Annotated in this window: 11 protein-coding genes and 1 pseudogene; 7 read left to right on the top strand and 5 right to left on the bottom strand. The window is 73.5% G+C overall.

Annotated features, from left to right (window positions below):
* Positions 1-35 precede the first annotated feature (35 nt).
* Positions 36-1,544: a recombinase family protein gene (locus FRAAL_RS12775; RefSeq protein WP_011604075.1), complete on the bottom strand. Its 1,509-nt coding sequence runs from the start codon at positions 1,542-1,544 to the stop codon at positions 36-38.
* 25 nt (positions 1,545-1,569) lie between these two features.
* Here FRAAL_RS12775 and FRAAL_RS32395 point away from each other — a divergent pair.
* Positions 1,570-1,890: pseudogene (locus FRAAL_RS32395) on the top strand (HNH endonuclease signature motif containing protein); the annotation flags it as partial.
* 314 nt (positions 1,891-2,204) lie between these two features.
* Here the strand turns inward: FRAAL_RS32395 and FRAAL_RS12765 are convergent.
* Positions 2,205-2,588, bottom strand: coding sequence for a hypothetical protein (locus tag FRAAL_RS12765; protein ID WP_011604073.1), 384 nt, complete (start codon positions 2,586-2,588; stop codon positions 2,205-2,207).
* A gap of 148 nt (positions 2,589-2,736) precedes the next feature.
* Here FRAAL_RS12765 and FRAAL_RS12760 point away from each other — a divergent pair, with 148 nt between their 5' ends.
* The gene (locus FRAAL_RS12760; RefSeq protein ID WP_011604072.1) at positions 2,737-3,456 is read left to right on the top strand and encodes a cysteine hydrolase family protein; all 720 of its coding nucleotides are present in this window, start codon (positions 2,737-2,739) and stop codon (positions 3,454-3,456) included.
* Here FRAAL_RS12760 and FRAAL_RS12755 read toward each other — a convergent pair.
* Positions 3,419-3,820, bottom strand: a complete 402-nt coding sequence (locus tag FRAAL_RS12755) for a hypothetical protein (RefSeq protein WP_011604071.1) — start codon at positions 3,818-3,820, stop codon at positions 3,419-3,421. The two genes, FRAAL_RS12760 and FRAAL_RS12755, sit on opposite strands and share 38 nt — an antisense overlap.
* Positions 3,821-5,476: 1,656 nt before the next feature.
* Between FRAAL_RS12755 and FRAAL_RS12750 the strand changes: the two genes are divergently transcribed.
* Both FRAAL_RS12750 and FRAAL_RS12745 read left to right on the top strand, forming a co-directional pair.
* The gene (locus FRAAL_RS12750) at positions 5,477-6,898 is read left to right on the top strand and encodes an NsdA family TPR-like regulatory protein (RefSeq protein WP_231861622.1); all 1,422 of its coding nucleotides are present in this window, start codon (positions 5,477-5,479) and stop codon (positions 6,896-6,898) included.
* Positions 6,895-7,470, top strand: coding sequence for a GNAT family N-acetyltransferase (locus tag FRAAL_RS12745; protein WP_011604066.1), 576 nt, complete (start codon positions 6,895-6,897; stop codon positions 7,468-7,470). The genes FRAAL_RS12750 and FRAAL_RS12745 overlap by 4 nt, the downstream gene beginning before the upstream one ends.
* A gap of 188 nt (positions 7,471-7,658) precedes the next feature.
* Here FRAAL_RS12745 and FRAAL_RS12740 read toward each other — a convergent pair whose 3' ends face one another.
* Positions 7,659-8,207: a TetR/AcrR family transcriptional regulator gene (locus FRAAL_RS12740; RefSeq protein WP_041939247.1), complete on the bottom strand. Its 549-nt coding sequence runs from the start codon at positions 8,205-8,207 to the stop codon at positions 7,659-7,661.
* 136 nt (positions 8,208-8,343) lie between these two features.
* Here FRAAL_RS12740 and FRAAL_RS12735 point away from each other — a divergent pair, with 136 nt between their 5' ends.
* A complete protein-coding gene (locus FRAAL_RS12735; protein ID WP_083866782.1) occupies positions 8,344-8,829 on the top strand; it encodes a nuclear transport factor 2 family protein in 486 nt (161 codons plus the stop codon).
* 103 nt (positions 8,830-8,932) lie between these two features.
* Here the strand turns inward: FRAAL_RS12735 and FRAAL_RS12730 are convergent, their stop codons facing one another.
* On the bottom strand, positions 8,933-9,298 hold the full coding sequence (locus FRAAL_RS12730) for a YybH family protein (RefSeq protein WP_011604063.1): 366 nt from the start codon (positions 9,296-9,298) through the stop codon (positions 8,933-8,935).
* A 562-nt stretch (positions 9,299-9,860) separates the two neighbouring features.
* Here FRAAL_RS12730 and FRAAL_RS12725 point away from each other — a divergent pair.
* Together FRAAL_RS12725 and FRAAL_RS34880 are read left to right on the top strand one after the other, a co-directional pair.
* Positions 9,861-10,661 carry an SDR family oxidoreductase gene (locus FRAAL_RS12725; RefSeq protein WP_011604061.1) on the top strand — a complete coding sequence of 267 codons (801 nt, stop codon included), beginning with the start codon at positions 9,861-9,863 and terminating at the stop codon, positions 10,659-10,661.
* A gap of 129 nt (positions 10,662-10,790) precedes the next feature.
* On the top strand, positions 10,791-19,094 hold the full coding sequence (locus FRAAL_RS34880) for a type I polyketide synthase (RefSeq protein ID WP_011604060.1): 8,304 nt from the start codon (positions 10,791-10,793) through the stop codon (positions 19,092-19,094).
* The last annotated feature ends 48 nt before the right edge of the window (positions 19,095-19,142 follow it).

The raw sequence follows: 19,142 nt of genomic DNA, 5'->3' as shown, positions 1-19,142 counted from the left end.
CCCGGGTGTGTGCAGGGTCCGGCACCGGACGGCGGTTACAGCTCGGCGGGGGTGATGCTGATCCGGGTGTACTCGAAGGTGCGTGAGACGTGGGTCCACTCGCCGATCGTGACCGTCGCGAACAGGAACCGCAGGATCGCGTTCATCCGCTCGTAGTCCTGGGCCTGCTCCAACCGGGTCCAGCTCGCGCGGGCGTTCGGCCCGGCCATGCCGTCCAGGACCTTCCCGGCGGGGCGGCGGCGGGTGCTGCCCCGGGCAGTCCTGATCTCCTTCTCCCGGGTCGCGCGCATCTCCCGGAACTCGACCGTGGTGATCTCCTTGTTCTGCCACATCACCCGTAGATCACGAATGTCCTGCTCGGCCTTGCTGATCGCCTCCTGCGCGGCCTGGGACAACGACAGGACGACGTTCGCCGCGCCGGTGAGGTCCAAGGTCTCCAGCAACGTCACCGCGGCGTCGGCGACGAAGCTTTCGGTCTTGTCCGCGCGGATCGACCGCAGACACCGCGCGCTGTCTTCCAGGGTCGTGCGGCTGCACACGTACCGCGGTGTCACTCCGGCCTGGCCCACCATCCGAGCCCCGCACTTCCCGCAGGTGATCAGACCACGCAGCAGGTAGTACCGGCCTTCGCCGGGGTGCTCGGCATGCCAGCGGGCCGCACGGACCGTGCGGGCCTGGCGGACCTCGTCCCACATCCCCCGGTCAATGATCGCCGGCCAGGCGCCGTCCCCGATCTCCTCGCCCCGGAACATGTGGATACCGGCGACATACGGGTTGTCCAACATCTCCCGGATCGCCGTGGCGCTCCACGCGCCACCCCGAACCCGCCGCGATCCCCGATCGTTGAGCATCCGGGCGATCTTGTAGGGGCTCATGCCGTCGATGTAGGCGGCGAACACCTCCTCCACGATCGTCGCTTCGGCGGGTACCAGCGTCAGCCCGTTCGGGCTGTAACCGAACCGGCGCGGACCCCCGGCGCGCGGGAGCCGGTCATGGGCCCGGTCGGCCCGATCGTCGGCCATCCGCCGCGAGGTGTCGTCCGACGTGCGGCAGGCATGCGCGACTTCCAACCGGAGGAAGAACCGGTCATCCGGGTCGGACAGATCCCGCCGGTTCGCCTGCCCGTGCACCGTGATCTCCCACTCGTCGGCGAGATCCAACAGTGCTTCCAGGTCCTTGGGTTGGCGCATCAACCGGTCCGGATGGTAGGCGATCAGATGCCGGACCTCCCGACGGCGCACCAGCTCCAACATGGTGTCCCATCCCGGGCGCTTGCGGGACCGTGACCACGCCGACCGGTTGTTGTCGACCAGCACATGCTCCGGCGCCACGACCAACCCCAGATGCTCCGCGGTCTTCCGGCAGATGACCTCCTGCCGGTCCACGCCGGTCTGATCCTCATCGGCGGTATGCGAGATCCGGCAGTAGATCGCCGCCGGCTCGCCCTCCCACTCCATCCGTGACCGGCGGGCCAGGCTCCGGCCACGCGCACCCAACCCGCGCAGATACGCCAGACGCTCCGCATCCTTACCCTTGTCCACCATGTAGCTATTGTCTCAACAAGGTATGACTCGCGTCGTGCCGCCACAGCTGCGTCGCGCACTCGTGGCCCGCGACCGGGGCTGCAGCTTCCCCGGCTGTGACCGGCCACCCACCTGGTGCGAAGCACACCACGTCATCCACTGGACACACGGCGGTGTCACCGCCCTGCACAACCTCGTCCTGCTCTGCGGCCACCACCACCGCCAAGTCCACCACGACGGCTGGACCATCATCTTCACCGACGACGGACACCCCGCCTACACCCCACCCTGGCGCATCGACCCCCACCAGACACCCCGCCGCAACCCCTACACCCACCCACCCGACCTCCTCACCAGCGCCACCTGACAAGGGGTGGTCGGCCCAGCCCCCCACCCGACGCCTGCCCCGCCCCGCGGTCGAATCCCTCGCCGACGGCGCATCACGGAGTGACGGGACTCCGGTGGCGTCAAGATCGAGCCTGGCCGGACATCCGCGCGGATCCGTGCGGAGTCCCGGCGAGTCAGAGGACGGTGGAGGTGCGATGACCTACCGCCGTAGCAGCGGCGCCGGCCTTCGCTCCGACCGATCGCCATCCCGCCAGCCTGGCGACATCGGTGCTCCCCCCGTCCGAGCAGAAGCCCCAAGGGGCGGCCATCACCGATATCCACGCCCAGAACCGGCTAGTAGGCGAGGGTGCCCCAGGGGCCGGTGATGACTGTGCAGACCGGTGGGTCGGTAGGTCCACACCGTCCCCTCCTCGGCGTCCCCGGCCTGGAGGCGACAAAGGTGAGCTGGCCGCCGGCCCAGTCGGCGCCCTCCAGGCCGAGGAAGCGGGCGCCGCCGCGGGTCCGACCCTGGCTGTACATCGAAGCGGGGTGGGACTCGGCGTCCGGCGCGTCGGGGTGGTCGATATCGACCCAGGTCACCGGCAGGCACTCGCCGGCGCGCTGGCCGGTGGCGGTGTCGTAGGTCGGCTCGCCGCGCACGGCGAGCATCTGCAGCCGCCCGCTGGCCGCCGGCTTGCGGATCGACCACACAAGGCGGATGGACCACGGATCGACCACGGACGGACCGCGGCTGGCGTGGGGGCCGATCGCGGTTGGCGTAGAGCCGATCGCGGGGCGGACCCGTGACGCCGGCCATGAGCGTCGTCACTGACGATCAGTACCGCTCGTCGTTGGACACCTGCGGCCACCGCGGGCAGGGTCGATCGTGGCGGCTGAGGCGGCGACGGGCAACGAGCGACGGGCGACGGGCGACGGGGGGCCGGTGGATCCGAACCGGTGGGCGCTGCTCACCATTGACGTGCAGAACGACTTCGTCCGCGCGGATGGACCCGGCACGATCGCGGGCACCGAGGCCCTGCTGCCGGCGATGGCCCGCGCAGCCGCCGGTTTCCGCACGGCCGGGCTGCCGGTGTTTCATCTGGTCCGGCTCTACCTGCCAGACGGCTCGAACGCGGAGCGCTGCCGGCGCGCCTCGATCGCCGCCGGCCTGCGCCTGGTCTGCCCTGGCAGCGACGGCAGCCAGCTCCACCCCACGCTGGCGCCGCCAGGTGGTGGCGTGCGGCTGGACGAGCGTGCGTTGTTGGCGGGCGCCACGCAGCGGGTGGGCCCGCGGGAATGGGTCCTGTTCAAGCCCCGGTGGGGCGGGTTCTACGCGACCCGGCTCGCCGACGAGCTGCGCGCGCTGGGCGTCGGCACCGTGGCCGTGGTGGGCGCCAACTTTCCCAACTGCCCGCGGACGACCGTCTACGAGGCCAGCGAGCGCGACTTCGATGTCGTGGTCGTCGCCGACGCGATCTCCCGGATCTACCCGCGGGGACTGGCCGAGTGTCGCGACATCGGCGCCCGGGTGCTCGACACCGGCGAGCTCCTCGAGGCGCTTGCCGCCCTCACCGGTACGGCGGCCACGGCGTGGCCCGGCGGGTGAGGCCGTCCAGCAGCGCGGAGAGGCCAGTCGGGTCGGTGAGCACCGGGCGGCGGCCAGGGGAAGCCCGCCCGCGGCGGGCCGAGTCCCGGGCACAGGAGCACGGTGAGCGGCCCGGGTGTCGTCGCCGACACGAGCGGGGCGTAGGCGGCGCCCATCGAGTGTCCGACGACCATGACCGGCCACTGTCGTCCGCCCGGACGACGGGCAGAGCGACGGCGACGGCGACGGCGGCGCGGGCGCGCTCGGCGTAGGTCGCGGCGGGGTCGCCGAGCGGCAGGTCCGGCGCCAGCACCAGGTGCCCGCGGGAGCGCAGGTCGGCGACGACGTCGTCCCAGCAGGTCGGGTCGTGCCAGGCCGCAGGCAACAGGCAGACGGCCCCTTCCGGCCAGGGGCAGCCAGGGCGCCCGCCCGCCGGCACGGTCTCGGGCTCCCAGGCCCGCGGCCACACGCGATGACAGGGCTCGACCGCGGCAGGCCGTTGTCTCTCCGATTCGAGCACTCGGCGGAGTCGGTGGGCTGACGAACCAGCGCGAGCGGGCCACATCGCGACATTCGCACAACAGGTGAGCATCCATTGCTCCGTGTTGGCCGTACGGACATACCTCCAGACAATCCGACGTCGACCGCAAAGGTGTCGCGTTGTTCTGCACACTCCGGACGGTGGGTGACGCCGGCCGGATTGCGGCACCGCGGCCACCCCTCGCGGCGGGCCCGGCACGGCGGCGGTCAATCCGGTCGGGACAGGATCGTTCCGCGTTCCATGCATTCGAGCGAATCGTGACGACGGGCGGACGGCGCGCCGGAAAATCATCCGCCGGGAGGGCGCCACCGCGGACCCGCTTCCGCCGTGTACCTCACCAGCCCGCACTTCACCGACCTGGACCCTCAGCCGACCCGGATATCTCATCGGCCGCGCAATTCACCGACGCGCACCTCCACGCCTGCACACATCACCGACGTGCGCGGATCGCAGTCCCGCGCACGTCGCCGGCGCGGCACCCCCACGGGCCCAGCGCCTCATCGGGGCACCGCACCCCCTCGACCCAGCACTTGGCACGGCACAGTCACGGCACGGCTGCGGCCCGGCCCGACCCGGCCGGCCGACATCCGCGAACGCCGGCAGGTTACACAGAGCGACAAGTCAAGCAAGTCAGGCAAGACGGGCGCAACGGTCAGACAGCACACATCTGACAGACAACGCGGACCGGACGATTGTGCGCCCGATTGGGGGCCCCTGTGGTCACTTCGGGCCACGCGAGCCTGTCGTCCGGACTACTGGAGGAGTCCGGACGGGCTCTGGTGCCGACCGGCGATCCGTTCGGGGGTTGGGCCCCTCGGCGGGCGCTGGCGCTGCCACCCGCCGAGGGGCGGTGCCCCACCGCTCAGCGACCGCCGGTGCGGCGGCAGGGCACGATCCGGTAGCCGGCGATACCGGCGAGAGTGCGGGCGTGTTCCTCCGCGAGTTGGGCCTCTGACCAGCCAACGAGGGTCTCGACGGGACCGCCGTCCGCATCGAGCACCGTGATCGCGAAGTCCGACGCCCGCGGGCCCTGGGGCGGGATCCAGTGCCGACCCGGCCGACGGACCGGCAGGCTCCTCGGGGGTACCCGAATCGGGGAGGGACGGGGGGCCCGAGTGGTCGGTGTGCACGGACCACATCGGTAGTCGGCGTGCCGCCGGTATCGGGACCAAGGTCCCGTCGCGCCACCCGTCTGAGCCAGATTCGGCGGAATGTCCCCCCCATCCCGGGTAGACCCCGGCAGAGTCGAGGACGAATCACCCCCATCGGGGGTCCGCGATGTGGCGTGCACAACCTCTTCGTCCCCGAGGGGAGGGGATACGGAACTCGGTATTCCTGCCGAAGGGCTCGATGGTGTCACGAAACCTCCTCGAAACGGCGTTAACCGGATCACCGGTGCCGGGGGCACTCCCGCGGTACCCAACTGGGTGGCCCGGGCGTGCCTCGACTGGTGCCATGACACACTTCGACCCCAGCTCAGCGACAGAGTGCAATAGATGGGTGCTCGTCCCGCAAGGACTTGTTGCGCCCCTCGAAACGGATGCGGCCCGGAGGTTGACGGTGGAGGCTGAACGGCAACGCAATGATGCGCTGGACCAGCTGGCGACCATGCTCCAATCCCTGATCGGAGACAACGAGACCAACATCAGCAGACTCGCAGAAAGGACCGGATTCAAAAGGCAGCAGGTTTCCCGCGCGGTCAACGGCCGGGAGGTGCCTTCGCCGGACCTCTCCGACGCCCTGGATGTCGTTCTCCCGTGCGGGGGGGCAATCAGACGGCTGCGTGACGCCGCCGACCGCGAGAAGAGGGCGCGACGCCTCGGTGTCGTGCCCCCCATGAGAAAACCGACCGATGAATACGTTCCCGCACCGGAGGGGATGCTCGTAGCCAATGGTGCGCGGACGATCGACCAAGGGGTGATTTCCACGAACCGGCGAGAGTTCGCGGCCCTGCCCGCGCTGCCCGCCCTGTCCGCGCTGGCGGTCTCCACCCGCCAGCGCATCGAGACCGGCAGTGCCTCCGACCGCACGCTCGACGAGCTGGAGTCCGACGTCGACGAGATCGCCCAGGTCTACGGCTCCGCCCCGCACGCCGCCCTGCTCGGCGAGGTGGCCGGACGCTGGAAGCAGATCGAGGCGATCCTCGACGGCCGGATGTCCGCGGGCACCCGCAGCCGGGTGACCCTGCTCGGCGGCCAGCTCACCTACTTCCTCGGCCGGCTGGCCTTCAATACCGACGACTTCCGTTCCGCCCGCCGCTTCGCCGGGCTCGCCGGAACGTATGCGAATGAGATCGGTGAACCCGTTCTCATCATGTCGGTTGCGGCACTGCAGAGTTCCATCGCCTATCACACACAACGCTACCGCCAGGCCATTGCCGCGCTGAGCGTCGTCCGCCACGTGAATCATCCGTACATGGATGCCAGAATGGCCGCGTACGAGGCGCGGGCCTACGCGAAGGCGGGCGACAACGACAGCGCCCGGCGGGCGTTGAACCGGATGGAGGCGGCGTCCTGCTCGATGGCGCCGATGCCGGGAGAAACCCCGGTCGGTCCTGCGGCGGTCGCCATGTTCCGGTCCGGCGTCGCCATCACGATGGGCGATGCCGACATGGCTCGTGAATGGGCACCCATCGCGGTGGCGGGTTACCGCCGCAGAGGTGCCGACTTCACCGTCGAGGAATCGCACCACGCCTCCATGTCCGACGCCTCGCGGCATCTCATCGGTCCCGACCCGGAACCTGAGGAGGCGGCCCGCATAGCAATGCAGGTGATGGCGAGCGCACCGGCCGAACTAACCCACACCGTGAAATCACGGCTGCGGCAGTGCGCCTCCTCGTTTTCGCCGCAGCATCATCGACTGCCCGCGGTCTCGTCCTTTCTTGAGGCCTGCCGAACGCTGCCGGCCGGAACGCCGGTATGACGGCGACAAAGACGGTCGAAACGGCCATCCCGACGCTCACGACGGATCGCCTGACACTGCGTCCGCTCGACAGTTCCGACGTTCCCGATTTCGTCGAGATCTGGTCTGATGCCGAGTTCACCCGCTACATCGGGGGACGATGCGATCCGGACAGTGTGTGGCACGCGATGGCCGGCAACATCGGCTGCTGGGCACTGACCGGCGTCGGTCCCTGGGCGGTCGTGGAGCGGTCGACCGGCTCACTCGTCGGCCGCGCCGGGCTGTGGACCGAACCCGGCTGGCCCGGCATCGAGGCCGTCTGGTTCATCCGCCGCGACCGCTGGGGCCGCGGCTACGCCCGAGAGGCCGCGACCGCCGCCATCGGCTGGGTCTTCGCCCAGCGGCCGGACCTCGACGAGGTCGTGTCGGTCATCCTGCCGGAGAACACCGCCTCGGTCCGCGTCGCCGAGCAGCTCGGCATGACCCCGCAGCGCCTGGAGTTCCTCCACGGCGAGGACCACGCCATCTACACGATCACCCGGACCGCCTGGGCAGCCGCCCTGCCCGCGCCGGCCGTACAGAACGCCCACTGACCGCACGCCGCACCTCGCAGCCCGCACGCCGCACGCCGCACGCCGCACGCCGCACGCCGCACGCCGCACCAGTGACCGTCGACCATCGACACACGAACATCGCGAGCACAACGCGCCACATCACAACGGAACACCACGCAACGCGACGAACGGTGACCGGGCCCAGGATCACAACCGGGCCCGGACCGTCACCGACGCGCGGCGAGACCGTCCAGAACGACCGCGACCGCCCCGCGGCTGACCGCGGTGGGCACGGGCATCGCGGCCGCCGCCTGGGTCAGGCCCCGAACCAGGAAGTAGAGCTCGTCGACGGAGACGTCCAGACGAGCCACCCCCGCGTCCTGCGCGCGACGCAGCACGGCGTCGACGGCGTCGCGCAGCCGCCGAGCCGCGTCCGCCGCGCCCGAGGGGACCTGATCGGTGGCACCTAGCAGGTTCGCCAGCGTCACCTTCGTCGCGCCCCGCTCGACCATCGCGGTGACCAGATCGCCCAGCGCCGGACCCGGTGCGGGCGCGGCCGCGAGCGTGCGGGCGTGCGCGACGAGGTCGTCGAAATGCCGGACCAGCGTCGCCTCGACGAGGTCGGTCTTGGTCGGGAAGTGGCGGAACACCGTGGCGACGCCCACCCCGGCCCGACGGGCCACCTCCTCCGTCGACGCCTGCGCGCCGAGCTCGCCGAACACCTCCTCGGCGGCGGCAAGGATGCGCTCACGGTTCAGCCGGGCGTCCACCCGCATCCGCTGACCCTCCCTCACCGACGACGACAGCCCCCCGTCCGTCGTATCACCCCCGCCGCCAAGGGGTGTAAACGAAGTCGCCACTTCGGCTAGGATGCGAAGTCGTCACTTCGCTTACGTCGCCCGGAGGCCTGGGATGACTTCCACCCCCACCCCTACGCCCGCCCCTGCCCCTACGCCCACCCCCGCCGAGGTCTTCCACGCGCTCGCCGACGCGGTGCCGCGGCTCGTGCTGGGCGACCGCTCCCAGCTCGAACCACTCATCGCGCTGTACGCCGAGCCCACCGACGTCCGCCATCCGTTCGCCCCGTTCCCGACCGAGCCGCTGCGCACCCGCGACGACCTGCGCCGACACTTCGGCGGGGCGACGACGGAGGCCGACGGGATCGAGACCTTCGCCGCGGTCGAGCGGACCGTGCACGCCACCGCAGACCCGGAGGTCGTCATCGGCGAGTTCCACTACGTCGGCCGCGCGCACGCCCGCGACTTCGACGTCGCATGCGTCTTCGTGCTGCGGGTGCGCGCCGGGCGGATCATCGAGTCCCGCGACTACACCGACCCCGTCGGGTTCGCCCGGGCGTTCGGCCAGCTCGACACGCTCGCCGCGGCCCTCGCCGGCTGACCGGCGAGCCGCCCGCGCCATGAGCCGCCCGCGCCATGAGGCGGGCGGGCAGGGCGGACGCGGTCAGCCGGACGCACCTGGGTGGGCGCGGACGGGTGAGGGGTCAGGCAGGCGGGGTGGTGAACTCCGGCTGGTCGATCAGGCGCAGCCAGGAGCCGTCCGGCTGGCGGCGCACGACCTGGGCGCGGGCGCCCGCGCCGTCCTTCGGCGGGGTCGAGGTCAGGGCGATGTCGCCGCTGGCCAGGGTCGGCAGGGGCGCCTCCTGCTCGAACGGCGGCAGTTGCGGCAGGACCTTCGCCCAGAAGGCGTGGATGGCCTCGCGGCCGACCGTCACGCTGCCCGGCGGGTAGGCCATCACCGCGTCCGGCTCGTAGAGCGCCGCGATGCCCTCGGCGTCGCGGGCGTTGACTCGCTCGACGAACAGCCGGGTGAGGTCCTCGGGCTGCCACGCCTTGTCGCGCTCCGACATGTGTCCTCCTCCGTGGGGAGCCTGCTCCTGGGAGCCTGGTTGTGATCCGGGCCGATCTGTGCGGTTCCAGGATCTCCGGGACGGCGGCCAGAAGTCCAACAGATGATTCATATGGCTTCCAGAACCAGTGCTCATGAGGTGCCGAGAGCTCGGGTGCCTCCCGGCGGTGGAGGCGTTCGCGCCTGTCCCCCTCCCGCCCGTCGCCGACTGTAAAGAACAAGTCATCTTTGACTACCGAAAACCGGACAGATCAGACGTACCGGACGCGATCCACGCACACCGTCCGACCTGCTCGTTTGGCGCCCCGAGTCCCCCCGGAGGCGGATGCCCGGGGTAGCTCCTTGGTGGAAATCGCCCTTCCGCTGCACTTGCACGAAGTTCGGGCACTGCCTAGTGTTCCTGCTGACTCAGATCAACAAGTGGCAGGATTCAGCAATCCGGACCATGCAGGACCGGACCCGCGAGCTCGCCATCTCTCGGCGAATCAATTCACCCGAATATCATCTCGCGGCACCGCCGACTGCCCTTTTATTGGGATGTCATCATCGGCAGGGAGGTTTCCATGCTGCTCGCGGACAAGGTTGTCGTCGTCACCGGTGGCGGCCGCGGAATCGGCGCGGCGCTCGCCGACCAGGCCGCGGGGGCCGGCGCCCGGGCCGTCGTCGTCGCCGACATCGATCTTACCGTCGCACGAGCGACAGCCCAGCGTGTGGGCCTGAACGGCACCGCGGTCGAGGCCGTCCGGGCCGACGTCGGGTCACCGGCGGACCTCGACGAGCTGGCCCGCCGAACCCGCGAGATGTTCGGTTCCGTCGATGTGTTCTTTTCCAACGCAGGAATCGCGGCCGGCGCCGGTGTCGATGCCACCGCGCGCCAGTGGGCCCGCGCCTGGAGCATCAATGTGATGTCTCACGTCCACGCCGCACGCATTGTGCTTCCGAGCATGCTGGAAAGGGACAGCGGCGCGTTTGTCATCACCGCGTCCGCAGCCGGCCTGCTGAATATCCCCGGGGACGCGCCCTATGCCGTGACGAAGGGCGCCGCGGTCGCTCTCGCGGAATGGCTGGCGCTGACCCACGGCGGCCGCGGCGTGCAGATCAGCGTCCTGTGCCCGCTCGGCGTCCGCACGGACATGCTGGTCGACGCCCTGAACGCCGGTCACGAGACGGCCCGCGCGGTGGTGGCGTCCGGCCCGGTGCTGGAGGCCGACGTGGTCGCCCGATGTGCGATCGAAGGCGTCGCCGAGGGCCGGTTTCTGATAATGCCCCAGGCGCAGACGGCGACGGCGTACGCCGAGAAGGCCGCCGACCCGGAGGGCTGGCTCGTCCGGCACCGCCGGGCCACGGCCGTCCCCGCCTCCTGACGCCCTTCCGCGGGCACCGCCGTCGCGGCATGGCCCGCGCCCGCCGCCCCGGCCCGTCCCGCCCGTCACCCAGCCGTCCGCCCGGCGGCCGTCCGCCCGGCGGCCGATCATCGTTGGAGAAGTGAGTCCATGCAGGCAAGCGCGCAGCCTCCCGCCGCCGCGTTGGGCAGCTCACCGGGACCGGCACCGGTTCCGGCCCCGTTCTCGGCCCCGGCCCCGGTTCCGGCGTCCGCCGCGGCTCGTCACCGGCGCGATCTCGTCCTCGGGGTGAGCCCGTTCGGCGAGCCCGATCCCCGGCTGGTGGCGGCGCTGTGCCACGCCGGCGCCTGGGGCGTGCTCGACCTGGGTCGGGACCCGGTCGCAGCGCTCGCCGCACTGCGCACCACGGCGCGTCTGGTCGACGGCCGGTTCGGGATCCGGCTGGCGGACCCGGGGCTGGTCGCCCCGGCGGATCTCGCGGCCCTCGCCGACCGCATCGGTCTGGTCCTGCTCCCGGCGCCGCCGCCCGGCGACGGCCCGCGCCGGGCGGAGCTCGCCGCGCTGCCGGGCGCGCGGCGCCTCGTCGAGGTCACCACGGTCGAGCAGGCCCGGGCGGCGACGGACGCGGGGGCGCACGGGCTGGTGGCCCGGGGCAACGAGGCCGGCGGCCGGGTCGGTGAGCTCGGCGCGTTCGTCCTGCTCCAGCAGTTGCTCGACGGTGACGGCCGGGACCTGCCGGTGTGGTGCTGGGGTGGGATCGGGGTGCGCACCGCGGCGGCGGCGGTCGTGGGCGGCGCCGCCGGCGTCGTGCTGGACAGCCAGCTCGCCCTGCTCGCCGAGTCCGACGTGCCCGCCGAGACCGCCGCGTTGCTGCGCCGGATGGACGGCACCGAGACCATCGTCGCCGCCGGCCATCGGGTCCTGCAGTCCGCGCCGGACCGCCGCACCCACGGCGACGCCGCGACCTGGCCGTCCGCGCGGGTGCTGGACCGGCTCGGCGGCCACGGCGAGGGGCGGCTCCTCCCCGTCGGCCAGGACGGCTACCTCGCCCGCGCGTTCGCCGAGCGGTACGGCACGGCGGCGCGTGCCGTCAGGGCGGTGCGCCGCGCGATCGCCGCGACCGCCGGCGGCGCGGAGGCCGCCGCCGCGGCGGCCATCCTCACCGGCGACTCGCCGTTGTGCACCACGCTGGGCCTCACCCGCCCCGTCGCGCAGGGGCCCATGACCCGGGTCAGCGACTCGCCGGCGTTCGCCCGCAGCGTCGCGGGCGACGGCGCGCTGCCGTTCCTCGCGTTGGCGCTGGCCACCGGCGAGCAGGCCCGCCGGCTGCTCGCCAGGACCCGCGACGCGCTGGGTGCGCGACCCTGGGGGGTCGGCGTCCTCGGGTTCGTCGCCGAGGACCTCCGGGCCGCCCAGCTCGCCGCCGTCCGGGAGATCCGGCCGTCGTGCGTCATCATCGCCGGGGGACGGCCGGGCCAGGCCGAGGAGCTCGAACAGCTCGGGATCCCCACCTTCCTGCACGTCCCCTCCCCCACCCTGCTGCGCCAGTACCTGGCCGCGGGGGCGCGCCGGTTCGTGTTCGAGGGGGCCGAGTGCGGCGGGCACGTCGGCCCCCGTGGCAGCTTCCCGTTGTGGGAAGCCCAGGTCGGGGTCCTGCTCGACCACCTTGACGACGGGGGGCCCGGTGCCGGGGGGCCCGGTGCCGGAGGCGGTTCGGTGGGTTCGCGGGCCCCTGTCCAGGTGTTGTTCGCCGGCGGCATCCACGACGCCCGGTCCGCGGCGATGGTCGCCGCGCTGGCCGGGCCGCTGGCCGCCCGCGGCGTCGAGGTCGGCCTGCTGATGGGGACCGCCTACCTGTTCACCGGCGAGGCGGTCCGCGACGGCGCCATCGGCGCGGAGTTCCAGCGCCAGGCGCTGCGGGCCCGCGCCACGGCGCTGCTGGCCACCGCGCCGGGCCACCTCACCCGCTGCGTGACCAGCCCGTTCGTCGACCGGTTCGACGAGCTGCGCGCGCAGTTACGCGCCGACGGCGTCGCCGACCACGAGGCGTGGGAGCGGCTCGAACAGTTCAACGTCGGACGGTTACGCCTGGCGAGCAAGGGCCTGGAGCGCCGCGGCGACGAGCTGCTGCGCGTCGACGCCGAACGCCAGCGGGCCGAGGGCCTGTTCATGGCCGGCCAGGTCGCCGTGCTGCGCGCGACCGCGACCACCATCGCCGACCTGCACGACGACGTCACCATCCGGGCCCGCCGGTTCCTCGCCGACCAGGCGGGCCGAGTCCGCCGGCTGACCGGCATCCGCATGGCCGACGCCGCAGCGTCCACGGCCGCCCTACCCTCGGCCGCCCTACCCTCGGCCAACCTGTCCACGGCCGCCTCCCCCGGTCCGATGGACATCGCGATCGTGGGAATGGCCTGCGTCTTCCCGGACGCGCCCGACCTGGCGAGCTACTGGTCGAACATCGTCGCCGGGGCGAGCGCGATCGGCCCGGTACCGGCCGACCGGTGGGATCCAGAGATCTACTTCGACGCCGGCGACGGCGGTCAGTCGCGCCCCAGCGGCGAACGGACCCGGTCGAAGGTGGGCGGGTTCCTGCCACGGATCCCGTTCGACCCGCTCCGCTACGGCATCCCCCCGTCCGCGTTGACCAGCATCGAACCGGTCCAGCTCCTCGCCCTGGAGACCGCCCGGTGCGCGCTCGAGGACGCCGGCCTGGACCCCGGGGGCTTCGACCGCGCCCGCGCCGGCGTCGTGTTCGGCACCGAGACCAACAGCGACCTGTCCGCGGCCATCACCCTGCGCGGGCTGCTGCCGGCCTACTACGGCCGGGTACCGGCCGAACTGGACGACCAGCTGCCCAGGGTGACCGAGGAGACGTTCACCGGCATCCTCGGCAACATCATCGCCAACCGGGTCTCGAACCGCCTCGACCTCGGCGGCCCCGCCTACGTCGTCGACGCGGCCTGCGCCTCGTCGCTGACCGCGTTGGACATGGCCTGCAAGGAGCTGCGGTTCGCCACCGCCGACGTGATGCTCTGCGGCGGTGCGGACCTGCACAACGGCATCCTCGACTACCTGATGTTCTCCTCGGTGGGCGCGCTGTCCGCCACGGGCGCACCACGGCCGTTCGATGCCTCCGCGGACGGCACCGCGCTCGGCGAGGGTGTCGCCTGCGTCGTGCTCAAGCGGCTCGCCGACGCCGAGCGCGACGGCGACCGGGTGTACGCGGTGGTCAAGGGGCTCGGCGCGGCCAGCGACGGGCGCTCGCTCGGCCTGACCGCGCCGCGGGCCGACGGGCAGCGCGTGGCGCTGGAACGCGCCTACCGCGCCGCCGGGGTCTCCCCCGCCGACGTCGGCCTCGTGGAGGCGCACGGCACCGGCACCGTCGTCGGGGACCGTACCGAGCTCGGCGCGCTCACCGACGTGTTCACGGCCGCGGGCGCGGCGCCGGGGGCCTGCACGCTCGGCTCGGTGAAGTCGCAGATCGGCCACACCAAGACGGCCGCGGGCCTCGCCGGGCTGGTGAAGGTGGCGCTGGCGCTGCATCACGGCGTCCGCCCGCCGACCCTGGGGGTGCGCGAGCCGAACCCGGCCTGGGACGCGTCGACCAGCCCGTTCTCGTTCTCGGCCACCGCCCGCCCGTGGCCGGTCCCGCCGGCGCGGCGGGTCGCGGCGGTGAGCGCCTTCGGGTTCGGCGGGGCGAACTACCACGCCGTGATAGCCGGCCACCCGGCGACGGCCGGGGCCCGGCACGCGCTGGACCGCTGGCCCGCCGAGCTGTTGCTGATCCGTGGAACCGACCTCGACGCCGCCGGGGAGACCGTCGAGGAGCTGCGTCGCCTGGTCGCGGCGAACGACGAGGCCGGTCGGCCCTGGGCGCTGCGGGACTTCGCGGCCACCGCGGCGCGGATGGCGGCGGAGCGCCGTGGGCCGGTGCGTTTCGCCCTCGTCGCCGACGACCTCGACCATCTCGCCGACCTGCTGGCCCGGACGGCGGCCCCGGACGCGCGCCCCGGCCGCGGCCTGTTCCTCGCCCCGGGCGAGGGTGCCGCGGCCGCGCCCACGCAGGGCAGCTCCGATGGGCTGGGCGGATCGGCGCCGGGACGGGTGGCGGTGCTCTTCCCGGGGCAGGGCAGCCAGCGGCCGGGAATGCTCGCCGATCTGTTCGTCGCCTTCCCCGAGCTCCAGGACTACCTGCGGGCCGGCGACGCCTGGGCGGACCTGCTGCACCCGCCGTCCGCGTTCGTCACCACGGTGGGAGGCGACGCGGGCCCCGCCGCGCGAGGAGGCGACGCGCAGAGAGGCGACGCGGGCGCGGACGCCGAGACGCGGCTGCGCGATACCCGGGTCGCTCAGCCGGCGCTCGGGATCACCGGGCTCGCCGTCCACCACCTGCTGACCCGGCTCGGTGTGCAACCGGACCTGCTCGCCGGGCACAGCTACGGAGAGCTGGTGGCGCTGGCCGCCGCCGGTGCCTTCGACCCGCAGACGCTGCTGGAGCTCAGCGCCGCCCGCGCCCAGTCGATCATGGCTGCGGTGGAGACGGCGGACAGCGGCGAGGGCTCGGAGGCAGCCGGGCACGTGAGTGATCCGGGGGCGATGGCGGCGGTGCGTGCCGGCGCGGCCGAGATCGAGGCAGTGCTCGCGGACGCCGGGCTCGCCGCCCAGGTGGTCGTGGCCAACCACAACTCCCCCGGACAGTCGGTGATCTCCGGGGCGACCGCCGGTATTGAGCGAGCCGTCGAACTGCTGCGCACGGCCGGGTTGGGCGCCGTGCGGCTGCCGGTGGCGTGCGCGTTCCACAGTCCCCTGGTCGCCGCGGCCGGTGACCGGTTCGCCGAGGTCCTCGCCCGAACCCGGGTGACGGCGCCGCGCCTGCCCGTGTGGGCGAACCGCACCGCCTCCCTCTACCCCGTCGCCGACCCGCAGGGCGGCACCGAGCCGCCCGCGGTCGAGGCCGACGGGAACTCGGCGACCGGCACACCCGCAGACACGGACGGGCACGCGGACCGGCACGCCGCCGTGGCCCCGAACGGCGGCACAGACCCGAACAGCAGCACAGACCCGAACGGCGACACAGACCCGCACGGCAGCACAGACCCGAACGGCGGCACGGACCTGGACGGCGGCGCGAGGGTGCGGGCGGAGCTCGCGGCGCAGGTGGGCGCGCCCGTCCGGTTCGTCGACGAGATCGAGGCGATGTACGCCGCCGGGGCGCGCGTGTTCGTCGAGGCGGGTCCAGGTCGGGTGCTGACCGGGCTCGTCGACGAGATCCTCGGCGAGCGCCCGCACGTCGCGGTCGCCTGCGACGGGCGCCGCGGTGGCCTGCGCGGTTTCCTCGACGCGGTGGCGGAGCTCGCTGTCGCCGGGGTCGCGTTGCGCCCGGACTGGCTGGTCGAGGGACGCGACGCCGCCGACCTGCGGGGCAGCCGGCCGCCCGCCCGCCCGCGATGGAGCGTGACCGGCCGAGCGGTGTTGACGGCCGACGGCGAGCCGCTGCCGGGCGGACTCACACCGGCCCGACGGGTCCCCCTCGCACCGGCCCGGACGTCGCTGTCCGGACAGCCCACAACGCTCGCCCAGCCCTCTGGCGGCGGCCTGCCCGCCGCACCGGCGCAGCCGGGGGCGTTCGTCCAGGCGGCAGCCTTCGCACAGCCGGGGACACTCAACCAGCCACAGCCGGGACTGGGCGGGCAGGAGATTGGCGCGGGACGGGACGCGGGTGCGCCGACCCGGGAGGCACTGGTCGGCCACTTCCTCACGACCGCACGAGACATGCTTGCCGCTCAGCGCGACGTCCTGCTGTCCTACCTGGGCACCCCGGCCACCCCCCCGGCCGGAGCCGGCCCAGCGGTGCCGTCGGCCCTCGCCGCGGTGGGGACGACGGCGCCGCTGCTGGGCCCGGCGGCGGCCATCGCCCCGGCAGGGACCGGCCGGCCCGGCGGCGGTGACGGCCGACCCGCCGCCGCAGACGGCCCACTCGCCACGGCAGACGGCCGACTCGCCACGGCAGACGGCGGATCCGGCGCCGGAGACGGCGGCGTCGGCGAGGGGAACAGCGGGGTCGGCGCGGGGAACAGCGGGGTCGGCGTGGAGACCGGCGGGGTCGGCGGGGAGGTCGGCAACGGTGGCGGTGCCGCGGCGGTCGACCTCGGCGCGGTCGTGCTGGATCTCCTCGCGGGCAGCACCGGCTACCCCACCGAGATGATCGAACCCGACCTGGACCTCGAAACCGACCTGTCGGTCAACTCCATCAAACGCACCGAGATCGCCGGCCAGCTCACCCAACGACTCCACCTCACCGACACACACGGCCCCCGCGCCGTCGAGGAACTGAGCCGACTACGCACCGTCCGCGCCATCACCACCTGGCTCACCGAACGCACCCCGACGGCGGACGCGGCCGCGGCGCCGGCCCCCGAGGCCGTGCCAGGCGAGGCCCTGCCAGGCGAGGCCGTGCCAGGCGAGGCCCTGCCGGGTGAGGCCGAGCTCCAGGGCGTCGTGCTGGATCTCCTCGCCGGCAGCACCGGCTACCCCACCGAGATGATCGAACCCGACCTGGACCTCGAAACCGACCTGTCGGTCAACTCCATCAAACGCACCGAGATCGCCGGCCAGCTCACCCAACGACTCCACCTCACCGACACACACGGCCCCCGCGCCGTCGAGGAACTGAGCCGACTACGCACCGTCCGCGCCATCACCACCTGGCTCACCGAACGGGCCGCAGCACCTGGCCCCGGCGCACCCGCCGTGCCCTCAGCAACCACCGCGTCCCCAGCAACCACCGCGTCCCCAGCAACCACCGCGTCCCCAGCATCCGGCGCGCCTCCGGCGTCCCCGACCGCCATGGCGCCCGCGGTGGCTACGGGGACGGTCGCACCGGCCGTCGGCTCCGGGCCAGGCGAGCCCGGCGGGCGCGCTGGTGGGCGGGCGCCGACCCGGTTCGTGCTCACGACCGTCCCCGCGCCGCTGCTCGCCGCCTCGGTCGACCTCACCGGCACCGAGTGGACGGTGTTCGGTGACGTGACGGCGCACCACGTCGCCGACGCGGTGGTCACCCGGCTGGCGGACCTCGGAGCTACGGTCACCATGCGCACCGCTTCCGCGTTGGCCACGGCTGCGCCGCAGCGAGTCGACGGGGTGGTCTACCTGTGCGGCTGGGGTCGCGCCGAGGGCGAGCCGGAGCTGCCCGAGACCTTCGCGGCGATCCAGGCCGTGCTGCGCGCCGGGCCCCGCTGGGTGCTCGCCGTCAGCTCACTCGCCGCCGACCCAACCGACCCAACCGACGCGACCGACGCGACCAGTCCCGCCGGGTCGGGGCGGGCGCTGCCCACCGAGCGCGCCGCCGGCCTGCGTGGGCTGTTCCGGACGCTGGCCAGGGAATATCCGGATCGGCTGGTGCGGCTCGTCGAGCTCGACGCCGCCCGCGCGGCGGCGGACGTCCTGGTCGCCGAGCTCGGCCGGTCCACCGGGTCCGGGGCGGTCGTCGTCCACCGCGGCGGCGTCCGGCTCGGAGAGCGGCTCACGGCGGTGCCGCCGGGACCGCTGGCCGCCGCGGGCGCCGGGCCCGCCGCCGACGGCGCGGCGGAGGCTGCGGCGCTCGGCCTCGACCGCGACGCCGTCATCCTGCTCGTCGGCGGGGCCCGGGGCATCACCGCAGGGTTCACGACGCTGCTCGCGGGCGCCGCGCGCTGCCGGCTCGAACTCGCCGGGCGCACCGCCCCGCCGGCCGCGGAGCATCCCCGCACCGCCGGGATCGTCGACCGCGCCGGTCTGATCCAGGCGGTACGCGAGCTCGGGCACCGCACGCCCGGGGAGGCGCGCCGCGCGGTCGCCGCCGTCCTCGCCGGGCGGGAGATCGCCGCGACCCTCGCCGACGTCGAGGCGCGCGGTGGCCAGGCCCGGTACCGCCAGCTCGACGTCCTGGACGCCGACGCCGTCCAGCAGGCGGTCAAGCAGGTCTTCGCCCGCCACGGCCGCCTCGACGGCGTCGTCTACTCGGCCGGGGTCATCGAGGACGCCCTCGTCGCGGACAAGGATCCGCAGTCGTTCCGGCGGGTGTTCGACACCAAGGTCGCCGGGGCCCGGACCCTGCTGGCCGCGCTCGCCGAACTGCCCGTCGCGCCCCGGTTCCTGGCCTTCTTCGGCAGCATCGCGGGCGTCCTGGGCAACCGCGGTCAGGGGGACTACGCCGCCGCGAACGACGCGCTGGAGACCCTCGGGGCCGCCTGGGCCCGCCACCGGGACACCCGGACGATCACCGTGCACTGGGGTCCGTGGGCGCCGTCGGCCGCGCATCCGGGGATGGTCGACCCCGGGCTCGAGGCGGAGTTCGCGCGCCGCGGGGTGGATCTCATCGACCCCGACGCCGGTCACCTGTGCCTGCTGCGCGAGCTCGCCTGGGGGCCCCGCGACGCCCCCGCGGTCGTCTACACGGCATCGGACTGGTAACCGGCCGCCGCGGCCCCGTCCCCGCCCGTCCCTCCCGGTCCAAGGAGT

It is taken from the genome of Frankia alni ACN14a (assembly GCF_000058485.1).
GTDB classification, from domain to species: Bacteria; Actinomycetota; Actinomycetes; order Frankiales; family Frankiaceae; genus Frankia; species Frankia alni.
This window is presented reverse-complemented; position numbering and strand designations above follow the sequence as displayed.

Bases quoted from the DNA above. Each gene is read 5' to 3' on its own strand.
- FRAAL_RS12740 (WP_041939247.1), bottom strand. From the start codon at position 8,207: ATGCGGGTGGACGCCCGGCTGAACCGTGAGCGCATCCTTGCCGCCGCC.
- FRAAL_RS12730 (WP_011604063.1), bottom strand. From the start codon at position 9,298: ATGTCGGAGCGCGACAAGGCGTGGCAGCCCGAGGACCTCACCCGGCTG.
- FRAAL_RS12745 (WP_011604066.1), top strand. From the start codon at position 6,895: ATGACGGCGACAAAGACGGTCGAAACGGCCATCCCGACGCTCACGACG.
- FRAAL_RS34880 (WP_011604060.1), top strand. From the start codon at position 10,791: ATGCAGGCAAGCGCGCAGCCTCCCGCCGCCGCGTTGGGCAGCTCACCG.
- FRAAL_RS12775 (WP_011604075.1), bottom strand. From the start codon at position 1,544: ATGGTGGACAAGGGTAAGGATGCGGAGCGTCTGGCGTATCTGCGCGGG.
- FRAAL_RS12725 (WP_011604061.1), top strand. From the start codon at position 9,861: ATGCTGCTCGCGGACAAGGTTGTCGTCGTCACCGGTGGCGGCCGCGGA.
- FRAAL_RS12735 (WP_083866782.1), top strand. From the start codon at position 8,344: ATGACTTCCACCCCCACCCCTACGCCCGCCCCTGCCCCTACGCCCACC.